General features: G+C 33.8%; 15 protein-coding genes. All 15 read right to left on the reverse strand.

Annotated elements, in window-relative coordinates; genetic code table 11:
* Positions 1-19: 19 nt before the first annotated feature.
* The gene (locus tag PBV87_RS07585; RefSeq protein WP_271011728.1) at positions 20-1,672 is read right to left on the reverse strand and encodes a recombinase family protein; all 1,653 of its coding nucleotides are present in this window, start codon (positions 1,670-1,672) and stop codon (positions 20-22) included.
* Positions 1,673-1,702: 30 nt separating this feature from the next.
* Positions 1,703-2,590: a recombinase family protein gene (locus tag PBV87_RS07590; RefSeq protein WP_271011729.1), complete on the reverse strand. Its 888-nt coding sequence runs from the start codon at positions 2,588-2,590 to the stop codon at positions 1,703-1,705.
* Between the two features lie 5 nt (positions 2,591-2,595).
* A complete protein-coding gene (locus PBV87_RS07595; protein ID WP_271011730.1) occupies positions 2,596-4,188 on the reverse strand; it encodes a recombinase family protein in 1,593 nt (530 codons plus the stop codon).
* A 79-nt stretch (positions 4,189-4,267) separates the two neighbouring features.
* On the reverse strand, positions 4,268-4,465 hold the full coding sequence (locus tag PBV87_RS07600) for an SHOCT domain-containing protein (protein WP_271011731.1): 198 nt from the start codon (positions 4,463-4,465) through the stop codon (positions 4,268-4,270).
* 693 nt (positions 4,466-5,158) lie between these two features.
* Positions 5,159-5,668 carry an RNA polymerase sigma factor gene (locus PBV87_RS07605; RefSeq protein ID WP_271011732.1) on the reverse strand — a complete coding sequence of 170 codons (510 nt, stop codon included), beginning with the start codon at positions 5,666-5,668 and terminating at the stop codon, positions 5,159-5,161.
* 372 nt (positions 5,669-6,040) lie between these two features.
* Positions 6,041-6,448: a bacteriohemerythrin gene (locus PBV87_RS07610; protein WP_271011733.1), complete on the reverse strand. Its 408-nt coding sequence runs from the start codon at positions 6,446-6,448 to the stop codon at positions 6,041-6,043.
* Between the two features lie 24 nt (positions 6,449-6,472).
* A complete protein-coding gene (locus PBV87_RS07615) occupies positions 6,473-7,375 on the reverse strand; it encodes a chemotaxis protein (RefSeq protein ID WP_271011734.1) in 903 nt (300 codons plus the stop codon).
* Positions 7,376-7,533: 158 nt separating this feature from the next.
* The gene (locus PBV87_RS07620) at positions 7,534-7,656 is read right to left on the reverse strand and encodes a hypothetical protein (RefSeq protein ID WP_271011735.1); all 123 of its coding nucleotides are present in this window, start codon (positions 7,654-7,656) and stop codon (positions 7,534-7,536) included.
* A 219-nt stretch (positions 7,657-7,875) separates the two neighbouring features.
* The gene (locus PBV87_RS07625; RefSeq protein WP_271011736.1) at positions 7,876-9,591 is read right to left on the reverse strand and encodes a transcriptional regulator; all 1,716 of its coding nucleotides are present in this window, start codon (positions 9,589-9,591) and stop codon (positions 7,876-7,878) included.
* A 596-nt stretch (positions 9,592-10,187) separates the two neighbouring features.
* Positions 10,188-11,891 (reverse strand): methyl-accepting chemotaxis protein, encoded by a 1,704-nt coding sequence (locus tag PBV87_RS07630; RefSeq protein WP_271011737.1) that lies wholly within the window; start codon positions 11,889-11,891, stop codon positions 10,188-10,190.
* 435 nt (positions 11,892-12,326) lie between these two features.
* Positions 12,327-13,019 (reverse strand): CPBP family glutamic-type intramembrane protease, encoded by a 693-nt coding sequence (locus PBV87_RS07635; protein WP_271011738.1) that lies wholly within the window; start codon positions 13,017-13,019, stop codon positions 12,327-12,329.
* A complete protein-coding gene (locus PBV87_RS07640) occupies positions 13,009-13,542 on the reverse strand; it encodes an IbrB-like domain-containing protein (RefSeq protein WP_271011739.1) in 534 nt (177 codons plus the stop codon). The genes PBV87_RS07635 and PBV87_RS07640 overlap by 11 nt, the downstream gene beginning before the upstream one ends.
* A complete protein-coding gene (locus PBV87_RS07645) occupies positions 13,533-14,855 on the reverse strand; it encodes a phosphoadenosine phosphosulfate reductase (protein ID WP_271011740.1) in 1,323 nt (440 codons plus the stop codon). The genes PBV87_RS07640 and PBV87_RS07645 overlap by 10 nt, the downstream gene beginning before the upstream one ends.
* Positions 14,856-15,230: 375 nt before the next feature.
* Positions 15,231-16,316: a GGDEF domain-containing protein gene (locus PBV87_RS07650; RefSeq protein ID WP_271011741.1), complete on the reverse strand. Its 1,086-nt coding sequence runs from the start codon at positions 16,314-16,316 to the stop codon at positions 15,231-15,233.
* Between the two features lie 102 nt (positions 16,317-16,418).
* A complete protein-coding gene (locus PBV87_RS07655) occupies positions 16,419-17,153 on the reverse strand; it encodes an EAL domain-containing protein (protein ID WP_271011742.1) in 735 nt (244 codons plus the stop codon).
* Positions 17,154-17,305 lie beyond the last annotated feature (152 nt).

The raw sequence follows: 17,305 nt of genomic DNA on the forward strand, positions 1-17,305 counted from the left end.
ATTACCTCTTTTCCTATGTCTACTTATAGTAATCAACTTCTTGCTTGACTATGATCCCAGAGTATAACTGTATCTCTAGTTTCATACCCTTATGTACTCTTATTGAGGATATGAGCCGTTTTACAAGTTCCTGGTCAAACTCTCTCATCTGAGGGTTTACCATGGTGATAGCCTTATCAAGCTGTTCTACTCGCTCTTTATAGCTATCCGCTTTTTTCTGAGCCTGCACCATTTGGATTCTTGCTGTTTTCAGCTCATTTATCTGCTCAGATAGGTGCTTATATTCTGTGTCAAAATCCTCGCTTATAGCACCTTGCTTTGCATTATTCTCGATGAGTGTAAGCATTTGCTGTTGTAGCTTTTCTATCTGCTCATCATATTCCGTTGGGACACCTTGGGTACTGTAGTTACCGATGACTCTGATGACATTTTGTCGAAAGGTGCCTATAAATTCGCCTGTGTTTTCCACCATACTGTTTATGGCAGTCATAACGGCTTCGTGAAGCTGTTTTTCCTTTAATGTAGGAGAGTTTTGGCATTTTGACTTTTTGCCTTGTTTGAGTCTATCCTCACATCTCCATACTGCAGATTTGTCCCCGTACTTGGACCATATCTGTCTACGGTAGGCGTGACCGCATTCAGCGCAGACCATTAGTTCAGTCAGTATATACTTAGAACTATACTTACTTTTTTCTTTTTCTCCTTTATTGTTCTTTCGGGTTACGGCGGCTTTGTTCAAGGAGGCTCTGCGAAGTTTTTCTTCCTGCACTTGATGAAACAGCTCTTTAGGTATGATAGCTTCATGATTATCCTCTATATAATATTGTCTGACATAGCCATCGTTTTTGACCTTTTTCTTGGTGAGAAAATCTATCGTATAGGTTTTCTGCATACAAGCATCTCCGCAGAATTTTTCATTTGAGAGCATTTTGTCTATTGTCCCCGGATGCCAGTGGTCAAGTCCTGTTACTGTTTTGATGCCATCTTGTTCCAATCCTCGAGCAATCTTAATGATACTTTTCCCTTCAAGATACTCCCTAAAAATTCTCTTTACGATAACGGCTTCTTCAGGCACTACCACAAGGTTTCCATCCTCATCCTTGGTGTATCCTAAAAATTTCTTGTGGTTAACTTGGACAATTCCATTCTCAAATCTTCGTGTAACGCCCCATCTTGTATTTTCGCTAATATTGCGACTTTCCTCTTGAGCTTGGCTACTTAAAATGGTGATGAGCAGTTCACCACCACTTTCCATGGTATTAACGCCTTCTTTTTCGAAGATGACAGGAATGCCTTTTTCTTTGAGCTTTCGGATATTCTGTAAGGCATCTACCGTATTTCTTGCAAATCTGCTTACTGACTTGGTTAGGACTAAGTCTATTTTTCCTGAAAGGCACGCATCTATCATTGCATTGAAGTCATCTCGTTTGTTGGTTTGTGTTGCCGACTTACCATCGTCAGCGAATATGCCTGCACACTTCCAGTTGGGATTGCTGTTTATTTTACTGGTATAGTAATCTACCTGAGCTTCGAAACTCCCTTCCTGTTGCTCAAGTAAGGTGCTTACTCGACAGTAGGCGGCTACACGCAAGATTTTTTGTTCTACTCGAAGCTGTTTATCATATTTCATCTGTGGTGGTATAATTGCCACATTCTTTTTCTGTACTGCCATTATACTCATCCTTTCGTTTGTTTTCTAAGGTTAACAGAATTTCAGTCCGTTAATAAATTCTGCTTCTATTTTCCCATCTTTATAGATGATAATTTTCTTTACGATTTGCACTATCAATTCTTCATTAAAATCGGTTGGTTCACTCACATCTTTTAAGCAATCTTTCATCTTCTGAGTGTTGAACTGATAGTCGTCTACTCTTGATACTCTATACATAAGCTCTGCACGTTTGAAGCTAAGTTGGGCAAGTAGTGGGGAAGAGAACTGTTCTTGTTCTTCCAATTCTTTGATTTGACTTTCTACTGCTTTTAGCTCCATATCCTTTTTCAATGGCTCTTTTCGATAAGGCTTGTCTAGTAAATTCTGTTTCTGTAGTAGTTTATTGATGGATGATGTTACAATCGTCTTTATTTCATCCTCGCTATAAAAAAGATTCTTACATACAACTTTGTTGTTAAAAATGTACCGCTTACATTTCCACCGCACCTTTTCATGTGGCTTGCCACAGTGTTCCACATACTTGCGATATGGCTCTCCACACTCTCCACAAAATATCCTATTTGTAAAGGCATGGTGATTGTTCATACTATTAAGCTGTGCTGTTCTTCCTAACTGTGTTGTTTTTTCCTTTCTCTTTTTCTGAGCTTGATCAAACAGCTCCTTACTAACCAGTGGAGGATGCAGGTCATCGCCCATATATTTGGTGTTTTGCAGGATTTTTCCCACAGCACCATGGGTCCAGTTCGTTTTATGATTGGCATTAGGTATCTCATTTTCTTTGAGTCTCTTTGCGATGGCAAGCATGGATTTTCCATTCACATATTCATTATAGATTTTCTTAACCGTATCTGCTTTTTCTTGATCGATGTGAATTTTACCCTCAACCATCTTATAACCAATCGGTAAGTGTGTTTGCATTTTTTTCACCCCTTTGTAATGGCTTCCGTCAGTTCAAGGTTATTAATGAGTTGGAATGTGATATCTCCGTCTTTCCCAACGATCACCTTGTCTACCGTATGGATAAATAATTCTTCTTGATACTCCTCCATGATGACAGGATTATATCTGATGAGTTGTAACAATTTGTTAGTGCCCTCGATTTCTTTTTCAAATCCGTTTCCGTCTAACAGGGCATTTCGCCGTTTCTTATATTCTTCAATTTGGATATTTAGGGCAGTCTGCTTTTCCATAAAAATAGCAGAGTCAATATATCCCTTTTGCACCACTCTGCTTAGGATATGACTCTGCTCTGTTAATTCTGTTATTTTATTGTTTAGCTCAAAAATTTGTTCTTCTTGTTCTTTGCTCATTCTGAGATTTCTTAGCGATTCCAAGAGGGGATAGAGGATTTCGCTGTAGTTGCTGACTAGCTTATTCCACATGGTGAGGTAAGCATTTTTGATGATATCCTCTCTTACTGCTTTCATTTGGCACTGCTTGCTGTTTTCAATATGGGTAATACAGCACCATTGTATTTTCTCGTAAGGCTTGCCGATATATATTTTTTGTCTACGAAACGTGCCTCCGCATTCTTTGCAAATAATCTTACTGCTGAACTCATAGCGGTTTTGATACTTGCCACTATCGTCAACACCCATCTGTATTCTGCGGTAGGCATAGATTTCTCGTACTCTCTCTGCCTGCTGTTGTGTAATAATGGGTGGATGGTTTTCTTTGATAGAATACATGGGAAGTTCTCCCTTATTTCGCTTTTTGGTAAAGGGTACCCCTTCTGTGGTATATGTTTTCTGCAGGAGCAGTTCACCCTCGTAAATGGGGTTTTGTAAAATCTCCTTGATTACGGTGTCATTCCACTTTTCTCCGTTTCGAATGGTGGGTATGTTATCACTGTTCAACCCCTTGGCTATTAGATAACTTCCTTTTCCATTTAGGTACTCATTAAAAATCCTACGGACAATTTCGGCCTCATCTTCTTTGATGATAAGCTCGCCATTTTCATCCTTGGTGTATCCATATGCTACGCAACCAATATTGTAACTTCCATCTTGAAATCGCTTTTGAATTCCCCATCGGCTATTGGTAGAAATGCTCTCAGATTCTCCCTGTGCGATAGAGCTTAGAATGGTCAGCATTTGCTCACTCTGTTCTGACATCGTGTTGATATTCTCTTTTTCAAAGTATACGGCTACGCCAAGTGCTTTTAGTTTTCTGATGGTTTCTATGCTATCTACCGTGTTTCTTGCAAACCTTGTAACGGATTTTGTTATAATCATATCGATATTGCCTTTTTCACATTCCTTAATCATCCGCAAAAATTCATCACGACTTTTCACTTTCGTTGCAGTTTTTGCTTCATCAGCAAAAATTCCGGCATACTCCCAATCCTCTCGACTTTGGATATACTGCTGATAGTATTCTGTCTGCGCTACATAGGAAGTATGTTGTTTTGTTGAATCTGTGCTTACTCGGCAGTAGGCACAAACCTTTTTCTTTGGCCGTAGCTCTTTGAGTACTTTTTGTCTGACTGGCTCTATGGTTTTCACCTTTTTTGACATTTGCTTTCCTCCTTTCCCAGAAGTTTACCTCCTGTTAGCAACATACAATACCACAAGCTTTGATATATAGCTAGTGTTTTTACACATATACTTTGCTAAGGGCTGGAGAGAAGGATTGACGATTTAGCGCATCAATTTGGGCATATTCAACTTCGGTGATAATTCCTCTGCGTTTCAGTATTTCAAGCAATTTTATTGACATTTTGTATTCTACTTCTTTTGTTGACTGAACTGTATCCATTTGATGTTCTTTAGCCATCTCTGCACCAATTTTCATAATATCAAAACACATATGTATATTTCCTCCCATCATATTTAATTTTTCTTAATGTCACAAAAATAAGAACCTCACGCACTACTACAATCGAAAATTATGGCGGCTGAGAGAACCTGTTGCTTTGCAATACGGAATTACTCTCTAATTTAAGCGTGAGGTTCTCATGGCTTCTGACATTAAGTCATTTTCTTTTTCTGCACTTAATTCGACACTACTTCCCAAGTGCGAATGGCGATTTTATAAACCGAGAGTGGTTAACTCTCGTCATAGGAATTTCACCTCCCCGAGGATCTCTCCGGGCTGCCCTCCTTTGTTACGACGGTTTTATCACGCTCGACTTTAGGACGAGACAGAAGTATCATTATAGGCTGATGAGGTCATGGCAAAACAATTCACCACAAATTGTTTTTTGGTCAGGAGATTCCGCTCGCACCTTATATTGTCCATTTTGATAGGGAAGAAGAAAGTCTGAACGAACTTTTACACAAAATGTGTGGCTTCGCATTTCATCTTTTTTCCTACAGGTGGTCTTGGCGTTCCCACCAATGTTGCTTGTCCATCTCTAGCACATCAGCTAATGTATTTATAAAATCGGATATTCAATTTTCAAGGTACTGTTCTGCTTTCATAAGAAAACAGGAAGAAAAAAATATCCCTTCACTTACTACCTCACTTCTAAACTTTTTTTGAAGTCTATATCCAAAATTTTTTTAAACTTTTTTTCAGATTGTTTTTTGCACAATCTACACTATACTTAATTGCTCTTGCAGAACAGCCCTCAATTTGGGCAATTTGTTCGTAAGTAAAATCCTCAAAATAGTATAAAATCAACCGTCTACGCTGTGTTGGAATAAGGTTTTTGATTGCCTTTAGAAGAAAGTCATTCATAATCTTTCTTTCAACCTCTTCCTCTACAACATTAGGAAATTGAGATAAATTTTTATAGAGATATTCCTCTGTCAATTCTGATGCATCCATGTGACGTTGCTGTTCATTTATTTGAGATAAGTCATCAAGTTCAAATTCATTAAAGGCCTCATACATGGCTTGTCCAATATAAATTTGTTGGATAATTCCACTTTCGTTTGGAAAGGTTAAAAAGTAGCTTTTTTCTTGTTCATCGTATCCAATTATATAGTCATTATCTTTCGATTTTCTTCTCTTTGGGAATTTAAAATTTTCTTGTTTATCTTTGTTTTGCATTTTATTTTCCTCCATTTCTGAATTTTGATTGATTGTCAAAATGTCAGAAGCGGAGGAGAACGACAGTGATATACACATTTATATATAGTTACTTTGTATAGGCAAAAAGACGCCTCAACTCTTCCTGCTGGAGTTAAGACGTCTTGATTTTTTCTATGAAATTTTCTATAAAATTGTATACAAGCATTTGTTGGCGGTCTATTATTGAATAGCATAGGAATACCTCCTTGTGAGGAGCTATTCCTGCCTCTGGCGGTCATCTAGCAGGTGGCCGTCATAATTCCTCATCGCCCAAAATCGAATAAGGATAAAAGAAGCAGTAAGGTATTTGCTAATTCAAGCACCTTACTGCTTCTTCTTTGCTAAGTAATGCTATTTTTTCTGAGATAATATGTGCTTGGCCACTTTTACATCTTCTGTTTTAATATGTTTAATTAACCAGCCAACCAGTTGTTTATTGATTTCACCAACAAGTTGAAGGGAAGGGCCTTCAGCTTTTAAACGAGCCGAAATATCCTCCACCATATTAGCAAACCATTCATGATACTTTTTATGATTTGCATAGTCTGGATACCCACTCTGTACCTGTAAAATCTGTTCATGTCCAAAATGAGTCTTTGTATATTGATTTAAAAAGTCTATTGTCTGACTTATCTCATTTCTTCCTTTTCCTACAGTACAAGCCTCAAGAAGATTATTAATTGCATGTATCAATTCTTTATGTTCTTTATCAATTTGTGCATTACCTGTTTCTAATTCCCTTGTCCATGTAAAGGCCATCTTACCTTATCCTCCTTAAATCTACTAACTATTTTTTCCTTCCAATAACATATAAATGCTATTAATCAATTCTTTTGTAGATGGCTTATTTATCTGAACATCAGCTCCAACTGATTTTCCTTTATGCATAAGCTCCTCTGTAATTAGTGAGGAAAATATAATAACTGGTAAGCTACTTAAAATATTATCTTCTTTAATATTTTTAGTTAATGTATAACCATCTAAAATTGGCATTTCAATATCAGTTATTACAAGTCCTACATATTGTTTAAAATTTTCTCCGTAGCGTTCCTTTATTTCAAACAAAAAGTCTTTTGCATCTTGCCCATTTATAAATCTTTTAATATTTTTCAGTCCAGCATCTTGCAATGTATGAATCAACATTTCTGCTATAACATTGGAATCCTCTGCCAAAATAATAGGAGTTTGTGCATACTTATCTATAGCACCATCTCTATCATGATTCTCTGAATAAGCCGTTCCAATATGTGCAATAGTTGTAATACTTTCAAAGTCCAAAAGTAGAACAATGTTTTCTTCCGACAACAAAGTTCCAATGGTTATTGGATCCTCTGTCAAACTGTTTCGCTTAATATCTTTCCACTCAATTCTCTTAATCCCTTTTACTTGGTCAACCAAAAAAGCTACTACAGTACCATTGAATTCACACAACAAGGCAATTGCTCTATTTAGTTCCTCTATTGGCTTCTTATGTAATACAACTTTCAAATCAATAATTGGAACCATTTGCCCCCTAATGTTAGAGATTCCTCTGATTTCAGATGAACTTTGAGGCATTGGTACAATATCCTTTATTTGTATAATTCCTTTCAGTTTTAATACATTTATTGCATATAATCTATTTTCAACAACAAACTCCATAATCTCTAATTCACCAGTTCCAGTATCTAATAAAATATTACTCATTTCATTCTCCCAACTCATTTCCATTAATATTTACATGCAAGGACTTCATCTTGACAAATACCTTTTGTATCTGTATCGCAACTAGATTTTGTGTATGCACTAACTCAAATTGATCAATTAAAGATATCATAACATTTGCTAATCCACTAAGTTCTTCACTATTCTACTGTAGAAAGATCTGCAAAATGTTCCATGATTTTTTTAACCCCTTTTGTATCAACAATATTTTTTACTGCGATACGTTTAAGTACTAGATTTGTTTTTGGTAAATCTGTCTTCACTTCAACTTGCTTTGTTTTTTCTTTTTCAACTTTTTAGATAGGGTGCTTCCACCATCTCCTCCTCTAGAAACAACTTAAGGTTGCTTAACTACTGGATTAACCTGTTCTGCATTTGGATCTACTTTTTCTTTAACTGGCTGTATTTTATCAGCTATTGCGCACAGGTTTAAACTTTTCGTCTACTATAGCTCTTCTGCCTTTGGTTTTCTCTCACTATAGTCACCCTTGAGGATTTTCTTTTTCTAAAACATAAATTTCCTTTTCTACTTCATAAATTAAGTCTTCTAATTTATTAGTAAAATATTCTAATTTTTCTTTGCTTAGATCTTTGTTTTTTTCAGACTCTTTTAAGACTTGTTCTAAATTCTTTAAAGTCTCTATAGAAATACCTTTATTTTTTACAATAACTTTTTCTGCCATACACTCAACTGAGGTTTTTTGATACCATTTTTCTAGATTTTCTGTATGGTGTATCAAAACACTTCTTTGATTTTGATTTGGTTCGTTTTCAGCAAGATTTAAGGCTTTTCCGAATTCCGCGAGAGATTCTACCTTGCAAGTGCTATTTTTATTAATAAAATTTTTTGCTCTATCTTTTTGATATTCTAAGGCATTATGTTCTTCTTCAAATTTAACTATCTTCACCTCCTCTAATATAGCTCCAAGCCCATCTACTACCTTTCTTAGATTAGTATTTTTTCTTTCTAATTCTGTAAGTAGTCGATAGATATCACTTTTATCATCAGGTAAAATTTCAATATATGCATGTCCAGTTGTAGTTATTTTATTATCATTTTCTATATCTTTTAATTGTAACTCTGCTAAAGCTTCTCGTATATTCTTACAAAGGATTTTAATCTCTTCAATCTCTTGTACTTTCTCTTCAATGATTATATTTAACTCATCATTTTCTTGTATGGTATCTTTTATCTTTTTTATTCTAGCTTGAATGTTATCTAAACGTCCGTCATTGTAGATAAGTTCTACATCTGATGTTGCTTCCATAAGAAGCTTATTATACTCTTCTATAATATCTCTATAAGAACGTATACCAGCTATTTTTTTCTGATAAAATATTTTTACTTCTTCACCCTTTAATAACTTTATTTTTGCCTCTGCACTTCTAAGTTTTACTCTATAATCTCGGTTATTTATAGATTGTTCAAGTAAAGACTCGATTTCTTTCTTTATTTTATTTGTTTCATCGTCAGACATATCCTCTTTATTCTCTACATCTGATGATAATATTTTGGTCTTATAGTATATATCCAATGTATTATTTGCTATATTATCTGAAATGATGAGTTGTGTTCTATCTGTACGTTCATCATCAATTTCAATCAAATTGTTATACATATACTCTGTTAAATCAGCCTTTAAAATTTCTCTTTGTTTCAAATCACTACCTTTAATTGTCTTTTGTAATTCGTTATCAACATAATAATTAATTATATATGCAACATCTGGTGCTACTGGTTCCTCAGATGTAGTTGGTTTCGATGGCCCTATTGGTGTTGGTGGAACTGAATCTATTGGTCCTGGTATATATCCTCCCCATGTTCCACCATTTGAAGTATCATCTGTCGTTTCTTTTGTTCCTTCACTATTTGAATCTCCTTCATTATCCGCTGAATCATTATCAACTACAGGGGGCTCTATCTTATTTATCCATTTCCCAGCATTTTTTGCATTAATCGTCTTAAAAGAAGCATAGTTTATTATTGTTGCTTTTGGTGCATTTATTATCAAGTGAACCTTTGAAAAATCTTTAGCACCAATCGTAATCTCTGCAGCCTTTTCTGTCTTTATTACCAATGTCGTCATTCTACTGCTATTCTTCCAAGCATTCAGTTCTTTTTGATTTGCAACATATACAATCAATGACTTAAGCTTTACTTTCTTTGGAATGGTAAACCTAACTGTTGACGCTGACATTATTATTAGTTTTTTATCACAATCCTTAGATAACTTATATGTAACCTTCTTCCCATCTTTTGCTCCATATAGTTTAATAGCTGATACATTTTCATCTTTTAATGCTTTATCTAATTCTTTCTGACTTCTTACAACCGTTGTTTTTTGACTTACAGGATTAGTTCTGATTTTATGCTAGTAGATGTAGCACTTACAACCATCGGTAATGTTGTTGACGGAATTGCTGTTACTAGTAATATCATAATTAAAATATTCGTTATCGTTCTTTCTTTTTTTGACATTCAATATTCTCCTTTTCTCTCTTCTGTTTAAACATCTAGTCTAACTAACTTTGATTTTTTATGCTCTCGTAGTATTTCTCTAGTTTTATACCAAAACAACAATCTCAACTCCATTTTGATATATTATTATCAAGCTGAGCTTCTTCAATATATGCTGTTTATACTTATGCAAATGTATGAGAGCAAATTAAAAATTCTTATGTTCCAAAATCAGTTTGTGTTCTTTTTTATTTTATATTGTCACAATATTATAATGTTTTCTTACGCAGTAAAATATTCAGTGATTTTCTCTTCCTTCTTAGTATTACTGCAACCTCATACACTTTGATCTTCGAGCAGCTTAAATTGTGCACTAAGAGAATGAAGCATATTAGCTTGTCCAGAAAGTTCTTCGCTTGCTGCTGAAGTTTCTTCACTAATTGCAGCGTTCGCTTGTACAACAGCTGAAATTTGATCAACACCAATTTGCATTTCTTCAATAGATAATGCTTGACACTGCGCTGTTTCAGAAATATTAGTAAGAACATCTAAAACTTTTGCTACACTGCTTGCGATTTCACTAAACATATCATTAGTATTTTTTGCAATACCACTTCCTCTCACAACTACATTGTTGGAATTCTCGATCAATACAGTTGTTTCTTTAACCGCATCTGCCGATTGCTGTGCTAATTTTTTAACCTCCTCAGCAACAACTGCAAATCCCTTTCCAGCAGTACCTGCACGAGCGGCTTCTATTGCCGCATTTAGAGCTAGTAGATTAGTCTGTGCTGCAAGATCATCTATTAAATTTATTATTTTACTTATGTCATCTGACATTTTACTTATCTCATCCATGGCAATTAACATTTGCTGCATCTCTTTTAGTCCTTTTTGAACAGTATCTACTGCAATTTTAGCTAGCTCATCCGCTTTATTAGAATTAACTGCCGTAGTTTTGACTTGTTCAGCTACCTCTGCAAAGGTTGCTGAAAGCTCTTGTATACTACTAGCCTGATCAGTTGCCCCTTGAGCTAACTCTTGTGAAGCCTCCGAAACCTGCTCTGCACCAGAGTTAATTTGCTCTATAGAAGTTTTCATTTCACTAAACATAGTATTCAAACTATGTATTAAATTGCTTCCAGAAATTTCAATTTCTCTTAATTCTCCTGGAAAAGTCATGGATGGCTGGATTGTAAAATTACCGCTTGATAATTCACTAAAGCTTACTGAAATCTCTCCAATAACTCTTTTTAATTCAGCAAAGCTTTCACGAATACTACCACAAACTTGTCCGAATTCATTATTTTTATCATATGTTATCTCTGAAGTAAAATCACCTTGTAATAACGCTTTAGCTGCAACATCTATTTCTTCAAGAGGCTTCATAATATCTTTAATTAATTTACCCACTAGAACAATAGCCACTATAATAAAAGAGATTATGATCAACACAATAATAATCTGTGCCAAGTTACTAAACTTTTGAATTCTATTAGTAGACGTATTTAACATGTTTTCAATTGCATCAGATATTTCTATAAAATCTTCTCGAATTTCTTTTGAAAAAGGAATATATGATTCTCTTAAAATTTTCTCTGCCTCTTTCCACTCTTCTCCACTTGATTGTTCTAAAATGTTTTCTATCGAATGTTGTACCTCTTTTAATTTCATAATACCCATTCTTAACTTTTCAACCATTTCACTATAAGAACTTGATACAATGTCTGAAAAAGTTACAAATGATTCATCAATGTTTTCATTTCGTTCCTTATTTTTATCTACCAACTCATTTACTAACTCTAAATCATCCGTTAGTACCATATCTAACATATTTCTTTCAATAAGTATAATATTTCTGCGAATATCTTGTGTTGCAATGTTGATTGGCAATGATGTTTCCTGCAATGTATCAATTCCATTATTTAATCTTCCAATAAAAAAAATAGCTAAAAATATTGCTATACTTGCAAAAACTATTATTACAACGCTATTTAAAATTAATCTTGTCCTTATTTTTAAATCTGCTAATCTTTTCATTTATTAATCTCCTCACTATTCAATATTTATAAGTTTAAAATTTACAATATACATCTTTCTCAAATTTACGGTTTTAATGTAATGTCACCAGAAATATCTCTTCTTTCTCAATAAAAACATCCTATAAATATTAGTCTCATCTCCCTTTTTTATATTCATATCTCGCTTATTTTTTGCTTATTGGTATTACCAATACCCCTAAAACTAGGTTGAGCAATACTACAAAATCGCTTTATAAATTTATATATTTTTTATCTGTATGATACTGAATCACATTGTCTATAATAAGTTGATTGTTTATATGCAATGTTTTTAAGACTTTTTTCGCATATAATTTGTATCACTCATATGATCAACTCTTTCGTATAAATATAATTGTAAAACACCTTTCGAGCCCACTTCTTAAACAGAGTAAAAAGAAATTGTAGAAGATAGTTAGAATAAATAGTAAACTATTCCAAGTCCTAAAATATCTGCAAAGGTGTGTGCAACAAAAAAAGGAAACAAGTTTTTGGTTTTGGATCTCGAGTATAAAAAATAAATCAATCCTCCTAAGACAAATCCAAGCCCTAATGCTGAGATTATTCCTTGATAGGTGTGAAAACTAAATCTCACTATCATAGAAAAAGGTATTAAATATTTCAACCTTTTTTGATCGACACAGGTGCAAATACCTAAAAAGTATATTTCTTCATAGAATCCATTTAAGATGGCATAAATGACTACGGAAAAATTAAAACAGCCTAAAATTTTGCCAACACTCGAAGGAAAAAGTAACTGTGTAATACTAAAACACGCACTATTAAAACCATCCATACACAAAGCTAATAATAAAAAAAGTAGTACACCTTTTCCAAAGCTGCTAAGATTAATATTTATATTCCATACACTGAAATCAAATTTTCTTGCCCTTAAATATAAAAATGCAACAAATAAAAAAACAAACTGTGTGATAAATGCATAATAATTATCCTTAGTACTAAAACTTGTAGTTTCAAAGACCGATGTAGTTTCGTCCATCAATCCTACATATGTAATAGTTGAATTATATATTGCCTGTCCAAACAATATGAATGTCAAAATTACAACATCAATATAAGATAATACACGCCTCTTTTTAATCATCATTAGTTTCCTCCGGAATCCACGCCTTACCAAAATTTGTATCCTTAAATAACGCAGTTAAACCTGTGATCTGCTTTAACCTTAAAATCTCATCACGATCCATCCCTAAGTGTTTTGACATCCATCGATCACTTCTTCCTATTTCATGAAGTTCTTTTACTATGTTACTCATCAAATCTACATTATGAGACCCTCTAGCTCTATTATGACGAATGGTACTTGCCATTCTTTGATCCAATGGCTTATTAATTGTTACAACTGGCAATAATCCATTTTCTCTTTGGTAAATATCCTTATGCTCTAACATAATACGATACCTATGAAATCCATCTACAATAACATATTTATCTTGTGATTTTGCATAGTAACATACAATCGGTTGCGTATATCCATCTTCCTTAACACTATCGTATAGCAATGCCATTTCAGGAGGTGCAACAGCGTTTGGATTATAGGTATTAGCAACAATTTTTTCTATCGGTACTGCTTTTACTTCATAAACAGGGCTTTTACTAGTTACGTCCATTCCTGCACTCCTTTATATTTTTTTCTAATTAAATCAATTCGCTTCTGCTGTTTACGCGTTAATCCGAATCCCATAGTTCTACATAAATGATCATTTTTTAAAATGCAATAACACATTCTTTTCCATGAAGGAATATCCTTAGTGCTTTTTATATCATCTGTATGGTCTGGTATTTTCTGCAAAAAGATTACTCTTGATTTTCTATCTAGGGTATAATTTGACACACCATTTCGACTAATTTTATAACCTTTATCAAGTAATTCTTGAATAGACTCTTCTGACAACCCACCTCCAGTATTATGCCAAAACGCTATAGAAGTTCTAAACTTTTTCACGTAATTATTTCGCACTCTAGTTGGCAAGGTATCTAACAAAAATTTTGTATAGGATTCCCAGGTATGTCCAAGGGGGAGGGTAATATGACGATACCCCTTCGCCTTGCTTCTACCATAAATAGCTGTAAAATTAGCCCCTTCTACGCGTCCCAAAAGCTTCGTCCAAGTTTCTGGTTCTAATACGCGATACAAATTTAAAGAATCTTTTGCATAATCATTGAAAGGGGATGCCACTCTCATCTGACTTGGTTTTAATCCTGCTTTATAATACATATCATACAATTTATTGTACGGATATCCAAATTTATAATATGCAGTCCAAATATCTGATGTTGACCAGTCATATATAGGAGAAGCTGTCCACACATCTTTGAACTGCTTTGAAATCCAACATTGATCCTTATAACCATATTTTTTATTCAAAAATCCGCTGTATCGTTGCAATGATTCATCTGCACGAATTCCTAACAGGCAGACAGTTTTTTTATTTCCATGTATTTCTTTATACCATCGACCAAATTGTTTTGCTAGGTCTTCTTGAAGCATTCGATACCGATAGGTATATACTGGGTTATTATCTAAATGTATTACATAAGATTTATCTGGTAATTCTCTAATCCATAAATCCTTTTGTTTATCATCCCAAGGATACCAGTGTATTTGATAACTACTTAAAGCTGTTCGAACAGCCATTGGTAAGCATACCCAGTAAGGCTCTATTTCAGTTATATATTGATCAAAAGTATTTTCAACATACTCTGTTGTTACTTTATATTGAGCTTCAAAATCTTGGTGAAATACACCTATTATTTTTGATAACCCTTTATCTTTTTTATATTTCATCAACATATGAAGCAGCAATCCACTATCCTTACCTCCACTGAAGGATACATATATATTATCAAACTCTTGAAATATAAAATCCAAGCGCCTTAAAAAAGCCTCATACACATCAATATCTTCATATTTTCTCTGCATTATTTTCACTTCCTTTAGACAATAGTTATTCTGGAGTATTTCCTCATTTTCATAAATTACTATTGCTAGTACCTAACCAAACCTACTACTACTGCTACTACTACTATCACATTGACTAACTGTGATTTCCAAGAATATCATTAATAAAAGAAAAACTTCCAATAGTATTAATTAAAATACGTAAGAAACATACTGCCAACATTAAATTACAGCTTACTGAAATAAGACACAGAATTAATCCCGACTCTACAGAATAAGTAACCCCAAACAATATGTCCTGCAAAATACCAAATACAATTAATTATAATAAAAGTAATGACATCTACCTTTTAAAGTGAGTTCACAAATTTTATAAGATTTATACCTAAGTAGCTCTCAGCTTCCACTTGATACATAGCGTAGAAAACAATTTTTTCCATTTTTCTTTGACATATACATGGCTGAATCAGCTTCACTGTAAAGTTTATCGTATAAATTCATACAACTTTTCTTACAAAAGGTAATTCCTATGCTAGCACTTATTAAAATTTCTTGATTGTTGTAGTTGTATTTAATTTGTAACTTTTTTAATAAATCTTCACATTTATCTATAGCACATTCTTCATTTAATATTTGTGGCATAAAAATCATAAATTCGTCGCCACCTAACCGTGAAATACAATCTGTACTTCGAAATGTTTCTTTGATTTTTTTACTTACTGTAATTAAACATTCATCACCTTTCTGATGCCCCAATATGTCATTAAGCAATTTAAAATTATCTAGGTCTAATATAATCATGCAATGTAAACCATCTACTTTAGAATATTCTTGAACATATCTTTCTGCCGCTCTTCTATTTAATAATCCTGTTAATGGATCTGTGTTACATAATTCAATGATTTCAGTTTCTTTTTTAAAAACTTTATATTTCAGCAATGTAAAATAACGATTGATTATTATGCAAAACAATAGAATAATTAGATTTTCTAGAACATATATTAGCAAATCATAAGTCATACCTCCATCAAATTCTACAACATTTACGATTACATCAATTATTAAAATAGGTGCAATTATACTGGCATATTTAAATGTATTTCCTATTACCGATATCCCAGTACTTAACATAATACAGGTATAAACAATATAGGAAGCTTGGTAATTTTGTTGATGATAATAAATCTGTATACCTGATAAAATAATTAAAATATTTAAGTACGCTATTACATTTATATATTTTAAAACTATTTCAGAATATATTTTATGAACAAGCCATAATATCAACAAAATACTTAGGCATATTAAAAGACTTATAGTTTTCTTATGATATTCTCCTGTAAAAAAAAACTCTAATATATTCAATAGCAAACAGTATAGAAAAAGAAAAACTGTTAAGTTAAGTAGTAAATGCTTTTGTGCACTAAAGTTATACTCATTAATCTGATTTTTGTAAAAGTTTTTGTCAATTATTTTTTTCATTAGCATTTTCCTTTATAATTCATTATGTAACTAAAGAGGACCAAATTTACCTTATTCATTCACTTATCCTCCTGGATTTTTTATCCCAATTTATTTTTGTAATTAACTATCGAAATACATCTGCTCAAATTCTTCTGGAACGCAAGGTCGGGCGAAGTAATATCCCTGCAGTAAATCGGGTTTCAATCCTGCCAGCACCTGCACTTCTTCTTCCTCCTCCACACCTTCACAGCATACTCTCATATTATTCGTCGCCGCCAATTCCATGATGCTATGTACAATTTTATAGTTATAGTTGTTTTTCTGAATTCCACTGATAAAACAACGATCAATCTTGATTTCGTCAATCTGAAACTGCGTTAAATATCCTAAGCCAGAATAGCCAGTTCCAAAATCATCCAACGAAATTTCAATACCTGCTTTTTTCCATTCTGCAAAAATTCCATTGAAGTATTCAATTTCCTTCATCTGTATATTTTCTGTAATTTCCAGGGTTAAAGCGTTGCCGGGCAAACCGCTACGCTCCAAAATATCTAGCACGCTCTCTTTGATATCTGGCTGGCTAAGCTGTTCGCAGGAAAGGTTCACACTTATATGGAACTCTGGCATCTTCTTACGCCATTTAGCACACTGAGCCAATGCAGTTTCTAAAGCCCATAGTCCAACTAGACAAATTAGTCCTGCCTGCTCCAAAATCGGAATAAACACATCAGGAAATACATGTCCTTTGGTAGGAGAAGTATAGCGCAGCAATACCTCTGCACCAAAGAGAGCGTAATCACCCTCTCTAATCTGAGGCTGATATACCAAACGGAAACCCTCACAGCCATGAATCACACTTGTTTTCAGTTCCTCCCTCAATTGAATAGATGTAATCTCACGCTGATAATCCTTTTCTCAGAAAAACCAAAGACGATCCTTTCCTTCCTCTTTTGCCATCTTCAACGCATATTCTGCATGCTGATACACGCTTGCCAGCTCCACCTCTG

Source organism: Holtiella tumoricola, from assembly GCF_027857615.1.
GTDB lineage: Bacteria > Bacillota > Clostridia > Lachnospirales > Cellulosilyticaceae > Holtiella > Holtiella tumoricola.